Here is a 17,431-nt window from a genome sequence, read left to right as displayed (position 1 = left end):
TAACAGCATGAGCGATGAACAAAAAAAGCCAGAACAAATTCATAGACGGGACATTTTAAAATGGGGAGCGATGGCAGGTGCGGCCGTTGCGATCGGTGCCAGCGGACTCGGCGGTCTTGCCCCGCTTGTTCAGACTGCTGCTAAGTCATCAAAAAAGGATGAGCAAGAGGAGGAGCAGGCCGTCCCGTTTTACGGAAAGCATCAGGCCGGAATCACAACTGCCCATCAGACGTATGTATATTTTGCCGCGCTGGATATAACAGCAAAAGAGAAGAGCGACATCATTACATTATTCAGAAACTGGACAAGTCTGACACAGATGCTGACGTCAGGAAAGAAAATGTCAGTTGAGCAGAAAAATCAATATTTGCCGCCGCAGGATACAGGTGAATCTGCTGATTTATCCCCTTCCAATTTAACGATCACATTCGGATTCGGGCCTGGCCTTTTTGAAAAAGACGGAAAGGACCGCTTCGGGCTGAAAAACAAAAAACCGAAGCACCTTGCCGCTCTTCCAGCTATGCCGAATGACAACTTGGATGAAAAACAGGGAGGCGGAGATATCTGCATTCAAGTATGCGCAGACGATGAGCAAGTGGCGTTTCACGCGCTGAGAAATCTGCTGAACCAAGCGATCGGCACCTGTGAGGTCCGCTTTGTGAACAAAGGCTTTTTAAGCGGAGGAAAAAATGGCGAAACGCCGCGCAATCTCTTCGGGTTTAAAGATGGAACAGGCAACCAGAGCACGAAGGATGATACCTTGATGAACTCGATCGTGTGGATTCAGTCCGGTGAGCCTGACTGGATGACGGGCGGCACCTATATGGCCTTTCGGAAAATCAAAATGTTCCTTGAGATATGGGACCGTTCTTCCCTCAAGGATCAAGAGGACACCTTTGGGCGCAGAAAAAGCTCGGGGGCGCCTTTCGGCCAGAAAAAAGAAACAGACCCTGTGAAGCTGAATCAAATCCCGTCAAATTCACACGTCAGCCTTTCCAAATCTACGGGAAAACAAATTTTGCGTAGGGCTTTCTCTTACACAGAAGGACTTGATCCGAAAACCGGCTATATGGATGCGGGCCTCCTGTTTATCAGCTTTCAAAAAAATCCCGACAATCAGTTCATCCCCATGCTGAAGGCCCTTTCGGCAAAGGATGCGTTAAACGAATACACGCAAACAATCGGTTCCGCTTTATATGCATGCCCAGGCGGCTGCAAAAAGGGCGAATATATTGCCCAGCGTTTGCTGGAATCATAAAAGAAGCCTTTATCGGCTTCTTTTAAAAAAAACATTTGTAACTTTAATAGTTACAGTTTAAAATCAACCTATACGAAAGGAGATTATCATGACAGTACACATCAAAGTTTATTCAGATTACGTCTGCCCATTTTGTTTCATTGGCAAAGCCGCTTTTGAAGAAGCGATTAAAGGAAAGGATATTGAAGTCGAGTGGATGCCGTTTGAACTGCGCCCAAGCCCATCTCCAAAGCTTGACCCGGTCAATGATCCTTCCAAGCAGTACATGTGGCAGACATCAATTCAGCCAATGGCGGAGAAATTAGGAGTCGAGATTAATTTTCCAAACATCTCGCCTCATCCATATACAGATTTGGCGTTTGAAGGCTTTCACTTTGCAAAGGAATACAATAAAGGACATGAATACAATACCCGTGTCTTTCAGGCATTTTTCCAAGAGGGCCAAAATATCGGCGACATTGACATCTTGACGAAGCTTGCCAAGGAAGTGGGGCTAGACGGAGCTTCATTCAAATCCGCACTGGACTTAAGAACATATCAGGACGTGCAGCGCCAAGCCTTAAAACACGCCTACGAAGAGGCTGACATCACAGCCGTTCCAACCTTTATCATTGGCGACACCGTGATTCCGGGTGTTGCCGGCAAGGATGTATTTGAAAAAGCGATTTCTGAGGAACAGCAGAAAAAGTAAGGAAAACTCTCTATACAAGAGAACTCAGGCTGTCGAGAGTACCTCGACAGCCTTTTTTGGATTTCAAGCACAGATTGGTTTTTCCTATTTCTTTTTTACTCTTGATCCATATGAATGCCGGTATGCGCCTTCACCTGTATTTCCGCAAACGTATCTTCATCAACTGTTTTATCTGACGACAGCACCGTTCCAAGCCACGCGCCGAGGAAGCCGAGCGGGATGGAAATAATGCCCGGATTGGAAAGCGGAATGAGCGGATCGCCGATAAAAACAGCACCTCCGGACGGATCCCACACACTAGGGCTCATCGACACAAGCACAAGCGCGCTGATCAGGCCTGTCAGGCTGCCCCATAAAGCGCCTGAGGCATTGAATCTCTTCCAGAAGACCGTAAACACAATCAGCGGGAGGTTTGCGCTGGCCGCCACCGCAAACGCAAGTGCGACAAGGAACGCTACATTTAAAGACTGTGCAAAAATCGCAAGAAGAATGGAGAGCACTGACACGGCGACAGAAGCCCATCTGGCCGCTTTCATCTGTTCTATTTCAGTTGCTTCTCCCTTTCTGATGATTTGGCTGTAAATATCATGGGCAAACGCTGAGGCGGCAGACAGCACCAATCCGGTCACGACAGCTAAAATGGTAGCGAAGGCGATGGCTGACACAAACGCAAACAGAAAGTCTCCCCCGAGCGCTTTCGCCAAAAGCGGAGCCGCCATATTTCCCGCTTGGTCAGCCGCCGTAATCGCGTCAAAACCGACAAACGCAGCCGCGCCAAAGCCGAGAAACACCGTCATAATGTAAAACACGCCGATAATCCATGTCGCTGACATAACAGATGTCCGGGCCGTCTTAGCATCCTTAACGGTATAAAACCGGATCAAAATATGAGGAAGCCCGGCAGTTCCCAGCACGAGTGCCAAGTTTAACGACAAAGTCTCAAGCGGCACCTTGTATTTATTTCCGGGATTTAAAAAATCAGCGCCAAGCGGAGTGGCCGTTTTCATCTGCTCAAACATGGTATTAAGGTTAAAGCCGAATTTTGAAAACACGATGATTGAAATCACGAGTGTGCCGGCCATCAGCAAAACCGCTTTAATGATTTGAACCCAGCTTGTCGCGATCATGCCGCCAAACACGACATAAATGGTCATCAGCACTCCGACGATGAGAACCGCCACGGTATAATCCAGCCCAAGCAGCAGTTTGATCAGCGCACCGGCCCCCACGAGCTGGGCGATCATATAAAAAGTAGAGATGGCAATGGTATTCAGAGCCGCGACGCCGCGGATTTTCTTTTCCTTAAAACGAGCCGCAATCATGTCAGCCATCGTATACTTCCCAAGATTCCGAAGCGGTTCCGCCACGATGTACAAGACAACGAGATAAGCCACCAGAAAACCGATGCTGTAAAAGAATCCATCAAATCCATATAACGCAATCATTCCGGCAATCCCGAGAAACGAGGCTGCAGACATGTAGTCGCCGGCAATTGCCAGTCCATTCTGAACGCCGGTGAGCCCGCCGCCAGCCGTATAAAACTCACTCGTCGTTTTCGTCTTCTTCGCGGCAAAATAGGTGATGACAAGCGTTAGGCCGACGATTGCTAAAAATAATAGAAAAGCAGTCATATTCATGTCTGTTCACCCTTCAATTCTTCCTTTAAAGCGCTTACATATCTGTCGAAACGAGCTGCCCTTCGGGAATACACGGTACTCAGTATCCAGGTCATGGCGAATTGGGCGATAGCAAACAGCCAAGCCCATGAAACAGCTCCAATGGCCGGCGCATTCAAAAAGGTGAAATAAGACGTCAAAACAGGAAGTGAAAAATAAAAGACGAAAAAGAAAATCGCAGAAGGAACAATAAAAGCGTGTTTCTGCTTTAAAAAAGCTTGGAAAGACGGCGTTGCAGCAATCTGTTTGTAATCAGCTTTGTACATGGCTTTCCTCCTTTTATTGACTAAACGTAAGCAAAAAGGTACACCAATAGGTATGTACTGAAAGTCTGATTTATGCATTGAAGAATATCTGAAGAATGAAAAAAGAAGGAAGTCGTGAAGATAGGAACGAAATTGGCAGAAAGACAGGCGAAGGTTTTCCAGCTCGGCCGCGTATATACGAGTTTGCTTTCAAAACCTCACCGAATGCAGCTTGTTCTCAGCAAAGCTGCTGTTTACCAGAGCCTGGTTATGGATGTTCGCATCACCTCTTAATGACAATGCATGTGCCAAGAGGTGACCGCATCACCGGCTGTCTGTCGTATGTTAGCTGACACACCGTTTGTCCTCAAGCTCGGCGCGGCAATCGCTTTCGAATAGAGGATATGGTGAAAACTCAGATCAGATGATAGAAAAGCCAGATGTAATAGATCCGCCTGTTCGGATTAGTCTTGGCGGACGGTTTTTTTGTGATTGTTCTTTCTCAAAGCTGTCTCAGATTCTAAAAACTGCCTCACATCACGAATGCCTAACCCAATGGATCTAGCTTCTTGCATTAGCATATGCCAATCTTTGTCCAAATCTTTTTTAACATGAGTTTTCATAGTAACCTCCAATTGTATAAAATGTTTTCCTGCAACATGCGGGCAACAAAGAAAGCCGCGCGATGATGAGGCGAGTACAACAAATTTCACACATAGTTGCCCGGTGTTCACAAACTGAAGGAAAAACCACCTACCTATTCCCTAAAAAAATGACTAATATAACCAATGAATCTTATTTATAATAATAAACAATTAAATACTGACTGGATAGTACGTAAATGAAAATAAATCATTTAGCCTATTAAAAATGACCCCGGGGAAACCGAGTAGCATAAGCGTTCAAAGAAATAAATACCGCTAAAGATTGATCCGTTGTAAGATAAGGATAATCATGCCGCCTGGAGAAAAATATGAAAAAAAACAAATTTCAAATTAAAAGAGAAGTAACATTTGAAAGTTTTATAGAAGCTGGCTTGAATTTGTTGATTGACCGAGCGTATGATCCGGTTTCTGTAGAGGATATCAGCAGAGCAGCCGGGTACAGCAAAGGAGCTTTTTATGTTCATTTTGTCAGCAAGGAGGATTTTCTGCAGCATCTTCTCGAAAAACGCCAAATGAAAATAAAGATGATCATAGGGTATCTTGATCAAATGGAGCAGATTTCAGTGAAACCGCTGACATTGGACGAGGCTGCGAAACATGCCGCAGAGATGCTTTATTCCTATTACATAAATAAGCCGTCGTGGGACATTGTCTCATTTGCCATGAATATGCCGACATATAAAATCCTTCGGAAATGCAAGGCCTATGCACGGCTGTACGAATTGTGGGTCGAGGAAAACGCGTTATATATTATGTGGCTGAAGGAGAGAAAGCTGATTGACGCCTGTATTGATCCGGGATATACGGCTAAAATAATATGTGCGGTACTCGACGGAATCATTAAACAAGCATATGTATTGAGACAGCCCGCCACATTCCGCAGCTTTTTAGACGCACTCTCGATTTTTTTCACGCTAGACAGAGAGCGCGTGAGACCAAGAATCTTGAAAAGTTTTTCAGAAAGCGAGGAACATCAGTGAAGTATAGAGAAATGATTATGTATATCATCATGGGGGTTTTCACAACCATTGTGAACATCGCCAGCTTTTATATATTGGTAGAGATCATGAATATGGATTACAAAGCCGCCACTGCCGCCGCTTGGGTTTTGTCCGTGCTGTTTGCTTACATCACGAATAAATTATATGTGTTTCAGCAAAAAACACATGACCTGCAGAGCCTAATGAAAGAGATCACTGCCTTTTTCAGCGTTCGGGTTCTGTCTCTCGGCATAGATTTAGGCATGATGATCATTCTTGTCGGCCAGTTCAATACAAATGAAACCTTGGCTAAAATACTCGACAACGCGGTCATTGTTGTCGTCAACTATGCCGCAAGCAAATGGCTCGTTTTTAAAAAGACAAAAGAAGAAGGCGTGTGACAGGCACTATCGTTTCGCTTAAGAAATAAGGGGAAATAAGAAAATAAAACCATGAAAGGTGATTGCACATGCGGGAAGAGCTAAAGGGGATATTTGCAAGTGTATTCGGAGAAAAAGAAGGGTTACGGTTTTTTTTCGCACCTGGCAGAGTGAATCTGATTGGAGAACATACAGACTATAACGGCGGGCATGTCTTTCCGTGCGCGCTGACAATGGGTACATATGCTGCAGTTGCAGAAAGAAACGACGGGCTTGTCCGGATGTATTCTGACAACTTTAAAGACGCAGGCATCAAGGAGTGCAGCCTTGACGACATCCGCTATCAAAAAGAAGACGACTGGGCGAACTATCCGAAAGGCGTCATTTATGAATTTCAGCAAAGGGGCTATTCAGTTCCCCATGGCTTTGACATTGTATTTTCAGGGAATATTCCAAACGGGGCGGGGCTCTCGTCCTCCGCTTCTATTGAGCTGCTGATGGGAGTCGTGCTTCAAACCTATTTCCACCCTGAAGTGGATGCGCTTGAACTTGTAAAAATGGCGCAGCATGCGGAAAACACATTTATCGGTGTCAATTGCGGGATTATGGACCAATTCGCAATCGGAATGGGCAAAAAACACCATGCGATGCTGCTGAACTGTGACACGCTGGACTATGAATATAGCAAACTCGATGTCTCAGGCCTCGCACTTGTCATTGCGAACACGAACAAAAAAAGGACATTGGCAGACTCTAGCTATAATACGAGACGCCAAGAGTGTAATGACGCGTTGCTTGATCTGCAAAAAGCACTCGGTATTACCTCGCTGGGCGACATCAAGCCCGCTGATTTCGACGTGCATTCCAGCCTGATTCGAAATGAAACGAACAGACGCCGGGCAAAGCACGCCGTATATGAAAACCACCGGGCGATCAAGACGGCCGATATGTTCAAAGAAAACAATATAGATGAAATCGGGCGGTTAATGAAGGAATCCCACCTTTCATTGAAGGATGATTATGAGGTGACATGCCCTGAACTTGATGAGCTTGTGTTTGCAGCGTGGGACCACGAAGGAGTCATCGGATCAAGAATGACGGGAGCAGGCTTCGGCGGCTGCACCATCAGCATTGTAAGGGATGCGTTTGTTGATGATTTTATCCAAAAGGCTGGAGACAGATACCAAGAAAAAACAGGTCTCAAAGCGGAATTTTATATCGCTGATATTGGAGAGAGAGCGAGAGAACTAAAGGGGGAGTGACACATGCGTATTGTTGAATATCTGGAACAGCTGCTGGAGTATGGCCTGGAACGAAAACTGATTTCGATCTGGGACCGGGAATACACGAGAAACCGTCTATATGAAGCATTGGACATCGAACATCCTGAGCCGGTCTCCTCCACACGTATCAAGAAGGAACAGAGCCTTCCGAACCTGCTTGCTCCTATTTACAAATGGGCGGCGGAAACCGGCCGTATGGAAGCGGATACAGACACATACCGTGACTTGCTCAGCGCAAAGCTGATGGGATGTTTCGTACCTCCTCCGTCTGAGGTCATTCGCAAGTTTGAGGAGACAAAAGCATTATACGGCCCAAAACAGGCGACAAAGGAATTCTATCAATATTCAGAGGATGTCTACTATATCCGGTCTGACAGGATCGCCAAAAATGTGCATTGGACGGTGCCGACCGAATATGGCGAGCTGGAAATGACCATTAATCTATCAAAGCCCGAAAAGGACCCAAAAGCGATTGCGGCTGCAAAAGAGCAAACGCAGACTCATTACCCGATGTGTTTGCTTTGTAAAGAAAATGTCGGGTTTGAGGGAAGCGTGAATCATCCGGCCCGCCAAAATCACAGAATCATTCCGGTCATCCTTAAAGGGGAAGAATGGTACTTGCAGTTCTCGCCATACGTCTATTATCCAGAGCATTGTATCGTCTTAAAGGGTGAGCATGAACCGATGGAGATCAGCAGAAAAACATTTGAAAGGCTGCTGTCATTCCTCGGGCAATATCCGCATTACTTTATCGGTTCAAATGCGGATCTGCCGATCGTCGGCGGCAGCATCCTGAGCCATGATCATTTTCAAGGCGGGGCGCACGATTTTCCGATGGCGCGTGCAGAAGCGGAGGAAGTATATGAATTACATGATCATCCCGGTGTGTCGCTGGGCTTAGTGAAGTGGCCGATGTCGGTTCTCAGGCTCCAAGGAGACAAACCGGATCATGTCGCTGAAGCTGCTGATCATATATTCCGCACGTGGCAAACGTATTTCGATGAAATAGCCGGGATAGCCGCCTATACAGACGATACACCCCATAATACGGTTACGCCGATCGCGCGGCGCAAGGGAGACTTGTACGAACTTGATATCGTGCTGAGAAACAATCGGACGGATGAGGAGCATCCATTAGGAATATTTCATCCTCATCAGGACGTTCACCATATTAAAAAAGAAAATATCGGCCTGATTGAAGTCATGGGATTGGCGATATTGCCGGGCCGTTTACAGGAAGAAATGAAAGAAACGGCAGTGGCGCTGTGTTCTGCTGATCCGAAAACAGTTTTAGAACAAAATCCGCTCACGGCAAAACATAAGGAGTGGGCTCTTCGGACGATGGAAAAAAGAACGATAACAAAAGAGAATGCCGATCTAGTGATAAAGGAAGAGCTTGGACATGTATTCGCTCGCATTCTTGAACACGCCGGTGTATTTAAACAAACACCGGAAGGAAAACAGGCCTTCAAAAGGTTTATTGATCATTTAGGCGTTAAACCAGTCAAAAGCCTCAACCGCTAGGGTTGAGGCATTTTCGATTTTATCGCAAAACAAACGCCCAAAGCACTGACGCTTCGGGCGCTGTCACTCTTATCCTCTTTTTCTCGCTAACAGGCTTACTAGAAATACGACAATGGCTGCGCCGATCACTGCCGGAATAATGGCAAATCCGGCTAGGTTCGGTCCCCATGTTCCGAGCAGCCCGTGTCCGATCCACGCGCCGATAAGACCCGCTATCATAGACCCGATAATTCCCCCGGGCATATCTCCTTTCACAAACAGACTGCCAAGCCATCCGATAATAATAGCGACGATAAGTGAAATAATAAAACTCATCATGCAACACATCCTATTTTGTATTTATTTGCTTATAACATTCCTCTATTGCGTGTAAGCTAAACAAATGGATGTTCTCTTAAAAAATGGGAACAGTTTAGAGCATATTGCCGCTTTATTAAGCCTTTTCATTCAAAATTTGATGCGTTAAAATGGTAATCGTGTGAAAAGATGCTAGACAAGGAAAAATTAATTCCTAACTAGAAAGTTTAACAAAATGAAATTTTTGATTGACCTAAGTTTTTTATTGTGGTAAACCTTTATTTGTCAGAATTAGTTTTTCATCATCTTTCTTTACTTATATGCGGAAATAACTAGAAACTTTTCATCTTAAGCGATAGATGTGAATAAAGTTGGAGCAATTTTTGTCGATTTTATGACATTTAAGCGAAAATGGGATGAAGTTTAGAAAAAAATAAAGCTAATAAGTGAACTTTTTGATAGCATAACAAAGTAGAGAAAAGATTTTGAGGAAGTATGCACTTCAGATTTATTACATCAATAGGAAGGATGGTGATCTTCTTGTTCAGAGCATTAAAACCGTTGCTTGTATTAGCGCTGTTAACTGTGGTTTTCGTCCTTGGGGGATGCAGCAATGCTTCAGTACTAGATCCGAAAGGGCCTGTAGCTGAACAGCAAAGTGATTTGATCCTGTTATCTATCGGATTTATGCTGTTTATCGTCGGGGTCGTCTTTGTTCTATTTACCATTATTTTAGTAAAATACCGCGACCGTAAAGGCAAAGATAATGGATCTTATAACCCAGAAATTCACGGTAACACGTTCTTAGAAGTAGTCTGGACAGTGATCCCAATTTTAATCGTCATTGCACTTTCTGTGCCAACCGTACAGACGATATATTCGTTAGAAAAAGCTCCTGAAGCAACAAAGGATAAAGAGCCTCTTGTTGTTTATGCTACTTCGGTAGACTGGAAATGGGTATTCAGCTACCCTGAACAGGATATTGAAACGGTCAACTACTTAAACATTCCTGTAGACCGCCCGATCTTGTTCAAAATTTCATCTGCAGATTCAATGGCTTCGCTATGGATTCCTCAGCTTGGAGGACAAAAATACGCGATGGCAGGAATGCTGATGGACCAATACTTACAGGCTGATGAAGTGGGAACTTACGAAGGACGCAACGCGAACTTCACAGGTGAACATTTTGCAGACCAAGAGTTTGATGTGAATGCAGTCACAGAAAAAGACTTTAACAGCTGGGTGAAAAAGTCTCAGAACGAGGCGCCTAAGCTGACAAAAGAGAAGTATGATCAATTGATGCTTCCTGAAAATGTGGATGAATTAACGTTCTCATCTACTCACTTAAAATACGTTGATCACGGACAGGACGCAGAATACGCGATGGAAGCGCGCAAACGCCTTGGCTACCAAGCCGTTTCACCGCACTCTAAAACAGATCCGTTTGAAAACGTAAAAGAAAATGAATTTAAGAAGTCTGATGATACAGAAGAATGATATTGATCAGGAAAGGAGGAAGCCCGCATGAAATTCAAATGGGACGAATTTTTCGTAACTGGTGACCCATTAATTCTGGGCGCACAAGTTTCCATTGCGCTTTCAACCATTGCCATTATTTTTGTACTGACTTACTTCAAAAAGTGGAAATGGCTGTGGTCTGAATGGATAACTACTGTTGACCATAAAAAACTCGGAATCATGTATATTATAGCTGCTGTAATTATGCTATTCCGCGGCGGTGTCGACGGCCTGATGATGCGTGCCCAGCTAGCGCTTCCGAATAACAGTTTTTTAGACTCAAACCACTATAATGAAATTTTTACAACTCACGGTACAATCATGATCATCTTCATGGCGATGCCGTTCCTAATCGGTCTTATCAACGTTGTTGTACCTCTTCAAATCGGTGCTCGCGACGTTGCGTTTCCTTACTTGAACAACCTGAGCTTCTGGACGTTCTTCGTAGGGGCGATGCTTTTCAACATTTCTTTCGTGATCGGAGGTTCTCCGAACGCAGGCTGGACCAGTTATATGCCGCTTGCAAGTAACGAAATGAGCCCTGGACCGGGTGAAAACTACTACCTCCTCGGACTTCAGATTGCCGGTATCGGTACCCTGATGACAGGGATCAACTTTATGGTCACGATCTTAAAAATGAGAACAAAAGGCATGACATTGATGCGTATGCCAATGTTCACATGGACAACACTGATCACAATGGTTATTATCGTGTTTGCGTTCCCTGTGCTTACAGTAGCTTTAGCACTTTTATCATTTGATCGTTTGTTCGGCGCTCACTTTTTCACATTGGAAGCAGGCGGTATGCCGATGCTTTGGGCTAACTTGTTCTGGATTTGGGGACATCCTGAAGTATATATCGTTATTCTTCCGGCGTTCGGTATTTTCTCTGAGATTATCTCAAGCTTTGCAAGAAAACAATTGTTTGGTTACACAGCGATGGTCGGATCTATTATCGCCATCTCCGTATTGAGTTTCCTAGTTTGGACTCACCACTTCTTCACAATGGGGAACAGTGCGTCCGTTAACTCATTCTTCTCAATTACGACAATGGCCATATCAATCCCGACCGGGGTTAAAATCTTCAACTGGCTCTTTACCATGTATAAAGGCCGAATCAGCTTTACAACGCCTATGCTGTGGGCGCTTGCGTTCATTCCTAACTTCGTCATCGGCGGGGTTACAGGGGTTATGCTTGCGATGGCAGCAGCGGATTATCAATACCATAATACGTACTTCCTTGTATCTCACTTCCACTATGTGCTGATCGCGGGTACTGTATTTGCTTGTTTCGCCGGATTTATTTTCTGGTATCCAAAAATGTTCGGCCACAAGCTGAACGAAAGAATCGGAAAATGGTTCTTCTGGATCTTTATGATCGGTTTCAATGTGTGTTTCTTCCCGCAATATTTCTTGGGGCTTCAAGGCATGCCTCGCCGTATTTACACATACGGACCGAATGACGGTTGGACAGCATTGAACTTTGTCTCAACTGTCGGAGCTTTCATGATGGGTGTAGGATTCTTAATCCTTTGCTATAACATCTACTACAGCTTCCGCTACTCTACTCGTGAAATCAGCGGAGATTCATGGGGTGTGGGACGTACGCTTGATTGGGCGACTTCTTCTGCGATTCCGCCGCATTACAACTTTGCGGTGCTTCCTGAAGTCAAATCTAAAGATGCGTTCCATCAGATGAAAGAAGAAAAAACGGAGTTATACCCTGAAAGCAAATTCAAGAAAATCCATATGCCAAGCAACTCAGGCAGACCATTCTTTATGTCTGTTGCCTTCGGTATTGCCGGCTTTGGACTTGTCTTTGAATGGTACTGGATGGGCGTAGTCGGATTGATCGGGGTCCTGCTCTGCATGGTTCTGCGTTCATTCGAATACGACAACGGCTACTACATTAGTGTTGATGAAATAAAAGAGACGGAAAGAAAGATTTCCGAATAAGGAGGCGTGAGTTATGGAACATGCAGAACACGGCAATTCTAACGCGCCTATGGAATATCAATCTGAAACCGGCAGACTTAATATTCTCGGGTTTTGGATCTTTTTAGGGGCAGAAATTGTGTTGTTCTCAACACTATTTGCAACCTTCTTCGTTCTTCAAAACAGAACAGCAGGAGGTGTCTTACCGGACGAACTGTTTGAAGTCAATCTGGTAATGATTATGACGTTCTTGCTGCTTATCAGCAGCTTTACCTGCGGGATCGCTGTTCATGAAATGCGCCGCGGAAGTTTAAAAGGCGTCGTCATTTGGACAATTATCACTCTTCTTCTCGGTGCCGGCTTTGTCGGTTTTGAGATTACCGAGTTTGTCCACTATGTACATGAAGGAGCATCTCTCGGTACAAGTGCGTTCTGGTCTGGATTCTTTGTTTTACTTGGAACTCACGGAACTCACGTAACAATCGGTATTTTCTGGATCACAGGAATTCTGATTCAGTTGAAGAAACGCGGCCTAACTCCGCAAACTTCATCTAAAATCTTTATCTCAAGCTTATACTGGCACTTCTTAGATGTTGTATGGATTTTCATCTTTACGGGTGTCTATCTCATGGGATTGGGGGGTCTGTAAAATGGCAAACAAATCTGCTGAACACAGTCACTTTCCATGGAAACACATCGTAGGTTTTGCACTGTCTATCGTTTTGACCCTGCTGGCTCTATGGGTTGCAGTTTATACTGACCTGAGCTCATCAGCAAAACTTTGGATCATTTTCGGCTTTGCCTTCATCCAGGCGGCGCTGCAGCTTCTCATGTTCATGCACATGACAGAGAGCGAAAACGGCACCATCCAAGTCGGAAACACGCTATTCGGATTCTTTGGCGCGATCGTTATCGTACTTGGATCCATCTGGATTTTCGCGGCTCACTATCACCATGGTGACCATATGGACGGAAATCCTCCTGGAGGCACTGAACACTCAGAGCATTCAGGCCATCACGAATAAGCAAAAACCCTCTTCGTCAGAAGAGGGTTTTTTTGCTGTTTCAGCTGCTGCTTCGCTTTCTGCGAAGATACGGAAGACCGTAAATGATAAATGCGGCGATATGAGCGACAATGACATTGACGGCAAACAAGATAATCATGAGAGTGTGTCCTAGTGGAGAAAGGCTTTCAGTTGCGTAAAAGAAGAAGAATACCCACATTAAGATGATTGGCGGAATAGCTGAGAGTGCGACTTTTTTGTTATCAAGCCAAATAAAAAGAGGAGTTGCGCTGGCAACCAATAAATAAGCAAAAAACATGTCCATCATACCCGTCTCCTTTCATTTTGTGATAACGTTTACAAAAATGAAATAGAGGAACTGAGTTGTGTCTGTTTTGTGGTCGTTTTTTGAACATTTTGTTACAATTATTATACCATGTTTTCCAGAAATTGATACATGTTTTTGCGGAAATGGTCTGGACCTATTGTCTTATTTTTTAGTGTTATAAGCTAGGAGAATGTACGGGACTTTCTTTTTAAGGAGGATGTTGATGTACCAAGTAATAAAGCTTGAAAGAGGAGACTGGCGGGAAGTGATCTATATGTCTGAATACGCTTTTCAGAAAGAACTCAGTGATGAGGAACGAGAAGAGAAAGTAAAGGCTTTAGAGAACCATTACGTCATTGGAATCAAAGAACAAGAGAAATTACTTTCCAAGCTTCACATCATTCCCTTTTCTGTCATGCTGGAGGAGCAGGAGATGAAGATGGGCGGTATTGCCGGAGTGGCAACCTGGCCTGAATACAGAAGAAAAGGAACAGTAAAGGAGCTGATTCTAAACGCTTTAACGGTCATGAAGAAAGAAAACCAAAAAATCAGCTTTTTACATCCGTTCCTCATTTCCTTCTACCGCAAATTTGGGTGGGAGCTCTGTTTCTACCAAAAACGTCTGACGTATCTTAAAGAACAGTTGCAAAAGCTAGACCATGTTTCAGGATATGTAAGAAGGCTTCAAAAGGATGAAACAGATACAATGAATGCCATCTATAATCAGTACAGAACAAAGCATAACGGGCTGATGAAGCGTTCAAAGGAGCATTGGGCAGAGAAGGTCTCTGGATTGAAAGCTATTTATATCTCTGAAGATGGGAAGCCTTGTGGATATCTTGTGTATGACATCAAGAATAATAGGATGCGAGTTGAGGAATTTGTGTATTTGAACAGGGAGGCACAGAGAGGCTTGTGGAATTTTATTTGCCAGCATGACTCGATGGTAAATAAAGTAGAACTGACTGTAAGGATGGAGGAAGATCTTGATTTTTTAACTGCCGAACCCCGTGTCAAACAGGAGGTATATCCTTATAGTATGGCACGCATAGTAGACGTTGAGGGTTTTTTGCGGGAATATCCAAAACCTCGCATGACAGCACCCTTTGTCTTTAAGGTAACGGATCAATGGGCTCCATGGAATCAACAGACTTTCCGCGTCGATTCGGGGCAAGTACAGGTCACTTCGGAAGAGGTGTCTGACCATCTAATAGAATGCGATATAGCTTCTTTAACCGCTTTCTTCCTTGGCGCCAGAAGTGCCCGTTTTCTTTATGAAACAGGTATGATAAAAGGACCGGTATCGGAAATCAAACGACTTGATGATGTTTTTCAGTTAAAACCTCCATTTCTTATGGATTTCTTTTAACCCCTATTTATATGGGGTTTTTTTATTTGAAAAGTTTAATATCAATCGAAACATTTCGGTTTATGATACGTCATATTTCGTGTAGCTGAAAAAGCGACGTGTATGCGCGCAAAAAACATAAATGGAAGCGAGCTTCACGTGTCATCTTGAACGTGGTTCATGTATAATAAACATTAGTGATTTTCCGATGAAAATGTAAGGCGGGATAGAATGAGTCGATATAAGAAACAGCAAAACCCCTTTTACCAAGGGGATTTGATTTTTATATTTGGTGTGTTTTTTATTATAAGTGTAATTGCGATTTATGCTGCCGGCCAGTTTGGGCAGTATGGGGACGATGCTTGGAAGAAACAAATTGTCTATTATATATTAGGTGCTATCGCTGTATTTGTATTGCTTTATTTCGATCTTGAGCAGTTAGAAAAACTTAGTTTGTATGTATTCTTATTCGGGATTCTGCTCTTATTGATATTAAGAGTGAGCCCTGAGTCAATTGCGCCTGAAAAAAACGGTGCGAAAAGTTGGTTTAAATTTGGTTCTGTTACGCTGCAGCCGTCAGAGTTTATGAAGATTGGTCTCATGATGGTGGTAGCCTCGGTAATTTCTAAGGCAAATCCTAAAAAAATCCGATCACTTACAGATGATGTTTATTTGTTATTAAAGATAGCGGGTGTTTCTGTAGTGCCAATCGGGCTTATTCTTCTCCAGGATGCCGGTACTGCAGGGGTTTGCATGTTTATTGTGATGGTCATGGTCTTTATGTCTGGTATAAACTGGAAGTTGATTGCGATTGTTGGCGGTGCAGGTATTCTATTCATTACTCTTATATTATTAGTCATGATTAATTTCCCTGATGTCGCCAAATCAGTGGGGATTCAAGAGTATCAAATTAAGAGGGTTACCTCTTGGGTATCTGATTCAAATGGAACAACTCAAGAAGATGCAAATAGCGGCTGGCAGGTTGACCAGGCAGTTATGGCAATTGGTTCGGGCGGCATCATCGGAAATGGCGTTCATAATCTAAAGGTGTATGTACCAGAGGGACAGACCGATTTTATTTTTGCTATTTTAGGTGAGAGTTTCGGGTTTTTAGGCTGTGCTATTGTCGTCATCATGTTTTTCTTCTTGATCTACAGACTTGTCGTTCTCATTGATAAGATACATCCTTATAGCCGCTTCGCTTCTTTCTTTTGCGTGGGATATACGGCGTTGATTGTCATTCATACATTCCAGAATATCGGTATGAACATCGGCATTATGCCTGTTACCGGGATTCCGCTGCTGTTTGTCAGTTACGGGGGAAGCTCGACGCTTGCCACGCTAATCTGCTTCGGCATTGTTTATAATGCGAGTGTACAGCTGACGAAATACAGAAGTTATCTGTTTAATTCTTAATATGCAGACAGCCTTGGCAGAGGCTGTCTTTTTTGTTGCAGAGCATTTTGCTTTTGAGTTCTCTTTTTTTCGGATATGATAAAAAATAGATAAGGAGGTTCTTGTGATGAATAACACAATCGAAACCATTTTGAATCATCGGTCGATCCGGTCTTTTACTGATCAGCTTTTGACAGCTGAAGAAATTGATATATTAGTGAAAAGTGCGCAGGCTGCGTCTACGTCCAGCTATGTGCAGGCGTATTCCATTATCGGTGTTTCCGATCCTGAGAAGAAACGCGAGCTGTCTGTGCTTGCAGGACCACAGCCTTACGTTGAGAAGAACGGGCACTTTTTTGTATTTTGCGCGGACTTGTATCGCCATCAAAAACTGGCTGAGGAAAAAGGCGAAAATATTTCTGAGCTGCTGGAAAATACGGAACTGTTTATGGTTAGTTTAATTGATGCTGCGCTTGCAGCTCAAAACATGAGCATTGCCGCAGAATCAATGGGACTAGGCATTTGTTATATCGGCGGCATTCGGAATGATCTGGACAAGGTGGCAGAGGTGCTGCAAACCCCAGATCACGTGCTTCCGCTCTTTGGCCTTGCAGTAGGGCATCCTGCGAACCTTTCCGGCAAAAAACCGAGACTGCCGAAGCAGGCTGTCTACCATGAAAATACCTATGACCTAAATGAAGAGAATTTTCGCCAAAACCTGAAGGAGTATGATCAAACGATTTCTGATTATTATAAGGAAAGAACAAAAGGCCAGCGTGTGGAGACGTGGTCTGACCAAATTCTTCAGTTTATGAAGCAAAAGCCGCGTACGTACTTAAATGAATATGTAAAAGAAAAAGGCTTTAATAAAAAATAATGCCGCAGCCTCTCTGTTGTTGACGGA

19 protein-coding genes are annotated in these 17,431 nt (G+C 44.0%); 14 read left to right on the top strand and 5 right to left on the bottom strand.

All coding sequences use genetic code 11. The features are described from left to right. Positions 1 to 7: 7 nt before the first annotated feature. Complete coding sequence (efeB, locus tag ABZM97_RS19855; RefSeq protein ID WP_367387081.1) at positions 8 to 1,258, top strand: iron uptake transporter deferrochelatase/peroxidase subunit; 1,251 nt, start codon at positions 8 to 10, stop codon at positions 1,256 to 1,258. A gap of 88 nt (positions 1,259 to 1,346) precedes the next feature. After that, a complete protein-coding gene (locus ABZM97_RS19850) occupies positions 1,347 to 1,949 on the top strand; it encodes a DsbA family oxidoreductase (RefSeq protein ID WP_367387080.1) in 603 nt (200 codons plus the stop codon). Between the two features lie 95 nt (positions 1,950 to 2,044). On the opposite strand, the gene ABZM97_RS19845 is transcribed toward ABZM97_RS19850, so the two are convergent. Beyond that, positions 2,045 to 3,586 (bottom strand): cation acetate symporter, encoded by a 1,542-nt coding sequence (locus tag ABZM97_RS19845; protein ID WP_367387079.1) that lies wholly within the window; start codon positions 3,584 to 3,586, stop codon positions 2,045 to 2,047. Continuing rightward, complete coding sequence (locus tag ABZM97_RS19840; RefSeq protein WP_367387078.1) at positions 3,583 to 3,891, bottom strand: DUF485 domain-containing protein; 309 nt, start codon at positions 3,889 to 3,891, stop codon at positions 3,583 to 3,585. The genes ABZM97_RS19845 and ABZM97_RS19840 overlap by 4 nt, the downstream gene beginning before the upstream one ends. Before the next feature lie 114 nt (positions 3,892 to 4,005). On the opposite strand from ABZM97_RS19840, the gene ABZM97_RS19835 reads away from it, so the two are divergent. After that, a complete protein-coding gene (locus ABZM97_RS19835) occupies positions 4,006 to 4,164 on the top strand; it encodes a hypothetical protein (protein ID WP_176365304.1) in 159 nt (52 codons plus the stop codon). 170 nt (positions 4,165 to 4,334) lie between these two features. Here ABZM97_RS19835 and slrA read toward each other — a convergent pair whose 3' ends face one another. Beyond that, on the bottom strand, positions 4,335 to 4,493 hold the full coding sequence (gene slrA, locus ABZM97_RS19830) for a transcriptional regulator SlrA (RefSeq protein WP_014115625.1): 159 nt from the start codon (positions 4,491 to 4,493) through the stop codon (positions 4,335 to 4,337). A gap of 350 nt (positions 4,494 to 4,843) precedes the next feature. On the opposite strand from slrA, the gene ABZM97_RS19825 reads away from it, so the two are divergent. The 4 genes from ABZM97_RS19825 (at position 4,844) to galT (ending at position 8,702) form a co-directional block, all read left to right on the top strand. Continuing rightward, positions 4,844 to 5,515 carry a TetR/AcrR family transcriptional regulator gene (locus ABZM97_RS19825; protein ID WP_087993196.1) on the top strand — a complete coding sequence of 224 codons (672 nt, stop codon included), beginning with the start codon at positions 4,844 to 4,846 and terminating at the stop codon, positions 5,513 to 5,515. 17 nt (positions 5,516 to 5,532) lie between these two features. Continuing rightward, positions 5,533 to 5,916 carry a GtrA family protein gene (locus ABZM97_RS19820; protein ID WP_087993195.1) on the top strand — a complete coding sequence of 128 codons (384 nt, stop codon included), beginning with the start codon at positions 5,533 to 5,535 and terminating at the stop codon, positions 5,914 to 5,916. Between the two features lie 68 nt (positions 5,917 to 5,984). Then, positions 5,985 to 7,157 carry a galactokinase gene (locus ABZM97_RS19815; protein ID WP_087993194.1) on the top strand — a complete coding sequence of 391 codons (1,173 nt, stop codon included), beginning with the start codon at positions 5,985 to 5,987 and terminating at the stop codon, positions 7,155 to 7,157. Between the two features lie 3 nt (positions 7,158 to 7,160). Further along, positions 7,161 to 8,702: a UDP-glucose--hexose-1-phosphate uridylyltransferase gene (galT, locus tag ABZM97_RS19810; protein WP_087993193.1), complete on the top strand. Its 1,542-nt coding sequence runs from the start codon at positions 7,161 to 7,163 to the stop codon at positions 8,700 to 8,702. 69 nt (positions 8,703 to 8,771) lie between these two features. Here galT and ABZM97_RS19805 read toward each other — a convergent pair whose 3' ends face one another. Next, positions 8,772 to 9,017: a GlsB/YeaQ/YmgE family stress response membrane protein gene (locus ABZM97_RS19805; RefSeq protein WP_003222176.1), complete on the bottom strand. Its 246-nt coding sequence runs from the start codon at positions 9,015 to 9,017 to the stop codon at positions 8,772 to 8,774. A 513-nt stretch (positions 9,018 to 9,530) separates the two neighbouring features. On the opposite strand from ABZM97_RS19805, the gene qoxA reads away from it, so the two are divergent. Genes qoxA through qoxD form a run of 4 tightly spaced genes read left to right on the top strand, consistent with a single transcriptional unit; the run spans position 9,531 to position 13,477 of the window. Continuing rightward, positions 9,531 to 10,496: a cytochrome aa3 quinol oxidase subunit II gene (qoxA, locus tag ABZM97_RS19800; protein WP_087993273.1), complete on the top strand. Its 966-nt coding sequence runs from the start codon at positions 9,531 to 9,533 to the stop codon at positions 10,494 to 10,496. Positions 10,497 to 10,523: 27 nt separating this feature from the next. After that, positions 10,524 to 12,473, top strand: a complete 1,950-nt coding sequence (qoxB, locus tag ABZM97_RS19795) for a cytochrome aa3 quinol oxidase subunit I (RefSeq protein ID WP_087993192.1) — start codon at positions 10,524 to 10,526, stop codon at positions 12,471 to 12,473. A gap of 13 nt (positions 12,474 to 12,486) precedes the next feature. Continuing rightward, the gene (gene qoxC / locus ABZM97_RS19790; protein ID WP_087993191.1) at positions 12,487 to 13,101 is read left to right on the top strand and encodes a cytochrome aa3 quinol oxidase subunit III; all 615 of its coding nucleotides are present in this window, start codon (positions 12,487 to 12,489) and stop codon (positions 13,099 to 13,101) included. Position 13,102: 1 nt separating this feature from the next. After that, positions 13,103 to 13,477 (top strand): cytochrome aa3 quinol oxidase subunit IV, encoded by a 375-nt coding sequence (gene qoxD / locus ABZM97_RS19785; protein ID WP_087993190.1) that lies wholly within the window; start codon positions 13,103 to 13,105, stop codon positions 13,475 to 13,477. A 40-nt stretch (positions 13,478 to 13,517) separates the two neighbouring features. On the opposite strand, the gene ywcE is transcribed toward qoxD, so the two are convergent. Beyond that, positions 13,518 to 13,784, bottom strand: a complete 267-nt coding sequence (ywcE, locus tag ABZM97_RS19780; RefSeq protein WP_081638379.1) for a spore morphogenesis/germination protein YwcE — start codon at positions 13,782 to 13,784, stop codon at positions 13,518 to 13,520. 223 nt (positions 13,785 to 14,007) lie between these two features. Here ywcE and eis point away from each other — a divergent pair, with 223 nt between their 5' ends. The 3 genes from eis (at position 14,008) to nfsA (ending at position 17,404) form a co-directional block, all read left to right on the top strand. Then, complete coding sequence (gene eis, locus ABZM97_RS19775) at positions 14,008 to 15,153, top strand: enhanced intracellular survival protein Eis (protein ID WP_367387077.1); 1,146 nt, start codon at positions 14,008 to 14,010, stop codon at positions 15,151 to 15,153. Between the two features lie 210 nt (positions 15,154 to 15,363). After that, positions 15,364 to 16,548 (top strand): FtsW/RodA/SpoVE family cell cycle protein, encoded by a 1,185-nt coding sequence (locus ABZM97_RS19770; protein WP_202327884.1) that lies wholly within the window; start codon positions 15,364 to 15,366, stop codon positions 16,546 to 16,548. A 106-nt stretch (positions 16,549 to 16,654) separates the two neighbouring features. Continuing rightward, a complete protein-coding gene (nfsA, locus tag ABZM97_RS19765) occupies positions 16,655 to 17,404 on the top strand; it encodes an oxygen-insensitive NADPH nitroreductase (protein WP_367387076.1) in 750 nt (249 codons plus the stop codon). The last annotated feature ends 27 nt before the right edge of the window (positions 17,405 to 17,431 follow it).

The sequence above is a fragment of the Bacillus vallismortis genome (assembly GCF_040784915.1).
In the GTDB taxonomy this organism is placed as follows: domain Bacteria; phylum Bacillota; class Bacilli; order Bacillales; family Bacillaceae; genus Bacillus; species Bacillus subtilis_G.
The sequence above is the reverse complement of the archived record's forward strand: the minus strand, read 5'-3'. Positions and strand labels throughout refer to the sequence as shown.

Excerpts from the sequence above, each read along its gene's own strand:
- efeB (WP_367387081.1), top strand. The coding sequence starts at position 8 with ATGAGCGATGAACAAAAAAAGCCAGAACAAATTCATAGACGGGACATT.
- ABZM97_RS19850 (WP_367387080.1), top strand. The coding sequence starts at position 1,347 with ATGACAGTACACATCAAAGTTTATTCAGATTACGTCTGCCCATTTTGT.
- ABZM97_RS19845 (WP_367387079.1), bottom strand. The coding sequence starts at position 3,586 with ATGAATATGACTGCTTTTCTATTATTTTTAGCAATCGTCGGCCTAACG.
- ABZM97_RS19840 (WP_367387078.1), bottom strand. The coding sequence starts at position 3,891 with ATGTACAAAGCTGATTACAAACAGATTGCTGCAACGCCGTCTTTCCAA.
- slrA (WP_014115625.1), bottom strand. The coding sequence starts at position 4,493 with ATGAAAACTCATGTTAAAAAAGATTTGGACAAAGATTGGCATATGCTA.
- ABZM97_RS19825 (WP_087993196.1), top strand. The coding sequence starts at position 4,844 with ATGAAAAAAAACAAATTTCAAATTAAAAGAGAAGTAACATTTGAAAGT.
- ABZM97_RS19820 (WP_087993195.1), top strand. The coding sequence starts at position 5,533 with ATGTATATCATCATGGGGGTTTTCACAACCATTGTGAACATCGCCAGC.
- ABZM97_RS19815 (WP_087993194.1), top strand. The coding sequence starts at position 5,985 with ATGCGGGAAGAGCTAAAGGGGATATTTGCAAGTGTATTCGGAGAAAAA.
- galT (WP_087993193.1), top strand. The coding sequence starts at position 7,161 with ATGCGTATTGTTGAATATCTGGAACAGCTGCTGGAGTATGGCCTGGAA.
- ABZM97_RS19805 (WP_003222176.1), bottom strand. The coding sequence starts at position 9,017 with ATGAGTTTTATTATTTCACTTATCGTCGCTATTATTATCGGATGGCTT.
- qoxB (WP_087993192.1), top strand. The coding sequence starts at position 10,524 with ATGAAATTCAAATGGGACGAATTTTTCGTAACTGGTGACCCATTAATT.
- qoxC (WP_087993191.1), top strand. The coding sequence starts at position 12,487 with ATGGAACATGCAGAACACGGCAATTCTAACGCGCCTATGGAATATCAA.
- qoxD (WP_087993190.1), top strand. The coding sequence starts at position 13,103 with ATGGCAAACAAATCTGCTGAACACAGTCACTTTCCATGGAAACACATC.
- ywcE (WP_081638379.1), bottom strand. The coding sequence starts at position 13,784 with ATGATGGACATGTTTTTTGCTTATTTATTGGTTGCCAGCGCAACTCCT.
- eis (WP_367387077.1), top strand. The coding sequence starts at position 14,008 with ATGTACCAAGTAATAAAGCTTGAAAGAGGAGACTGGCGGGAAGTGATC.
- ABZM97_RS19770 (WP_202327884.1), top strand. The coding sequence starts at position 15,364 with ATGAGTCGATATAAGAAACAGCAAAACCCCTTTTACCAAGGGGATTTG.
- nfsA (WP_367387076.1), top strand. The coding sequence starts at position 16,655 with ATGAATAACACAATCGAAACCATTTTGAATCATCGGTCGATCCGGTCT.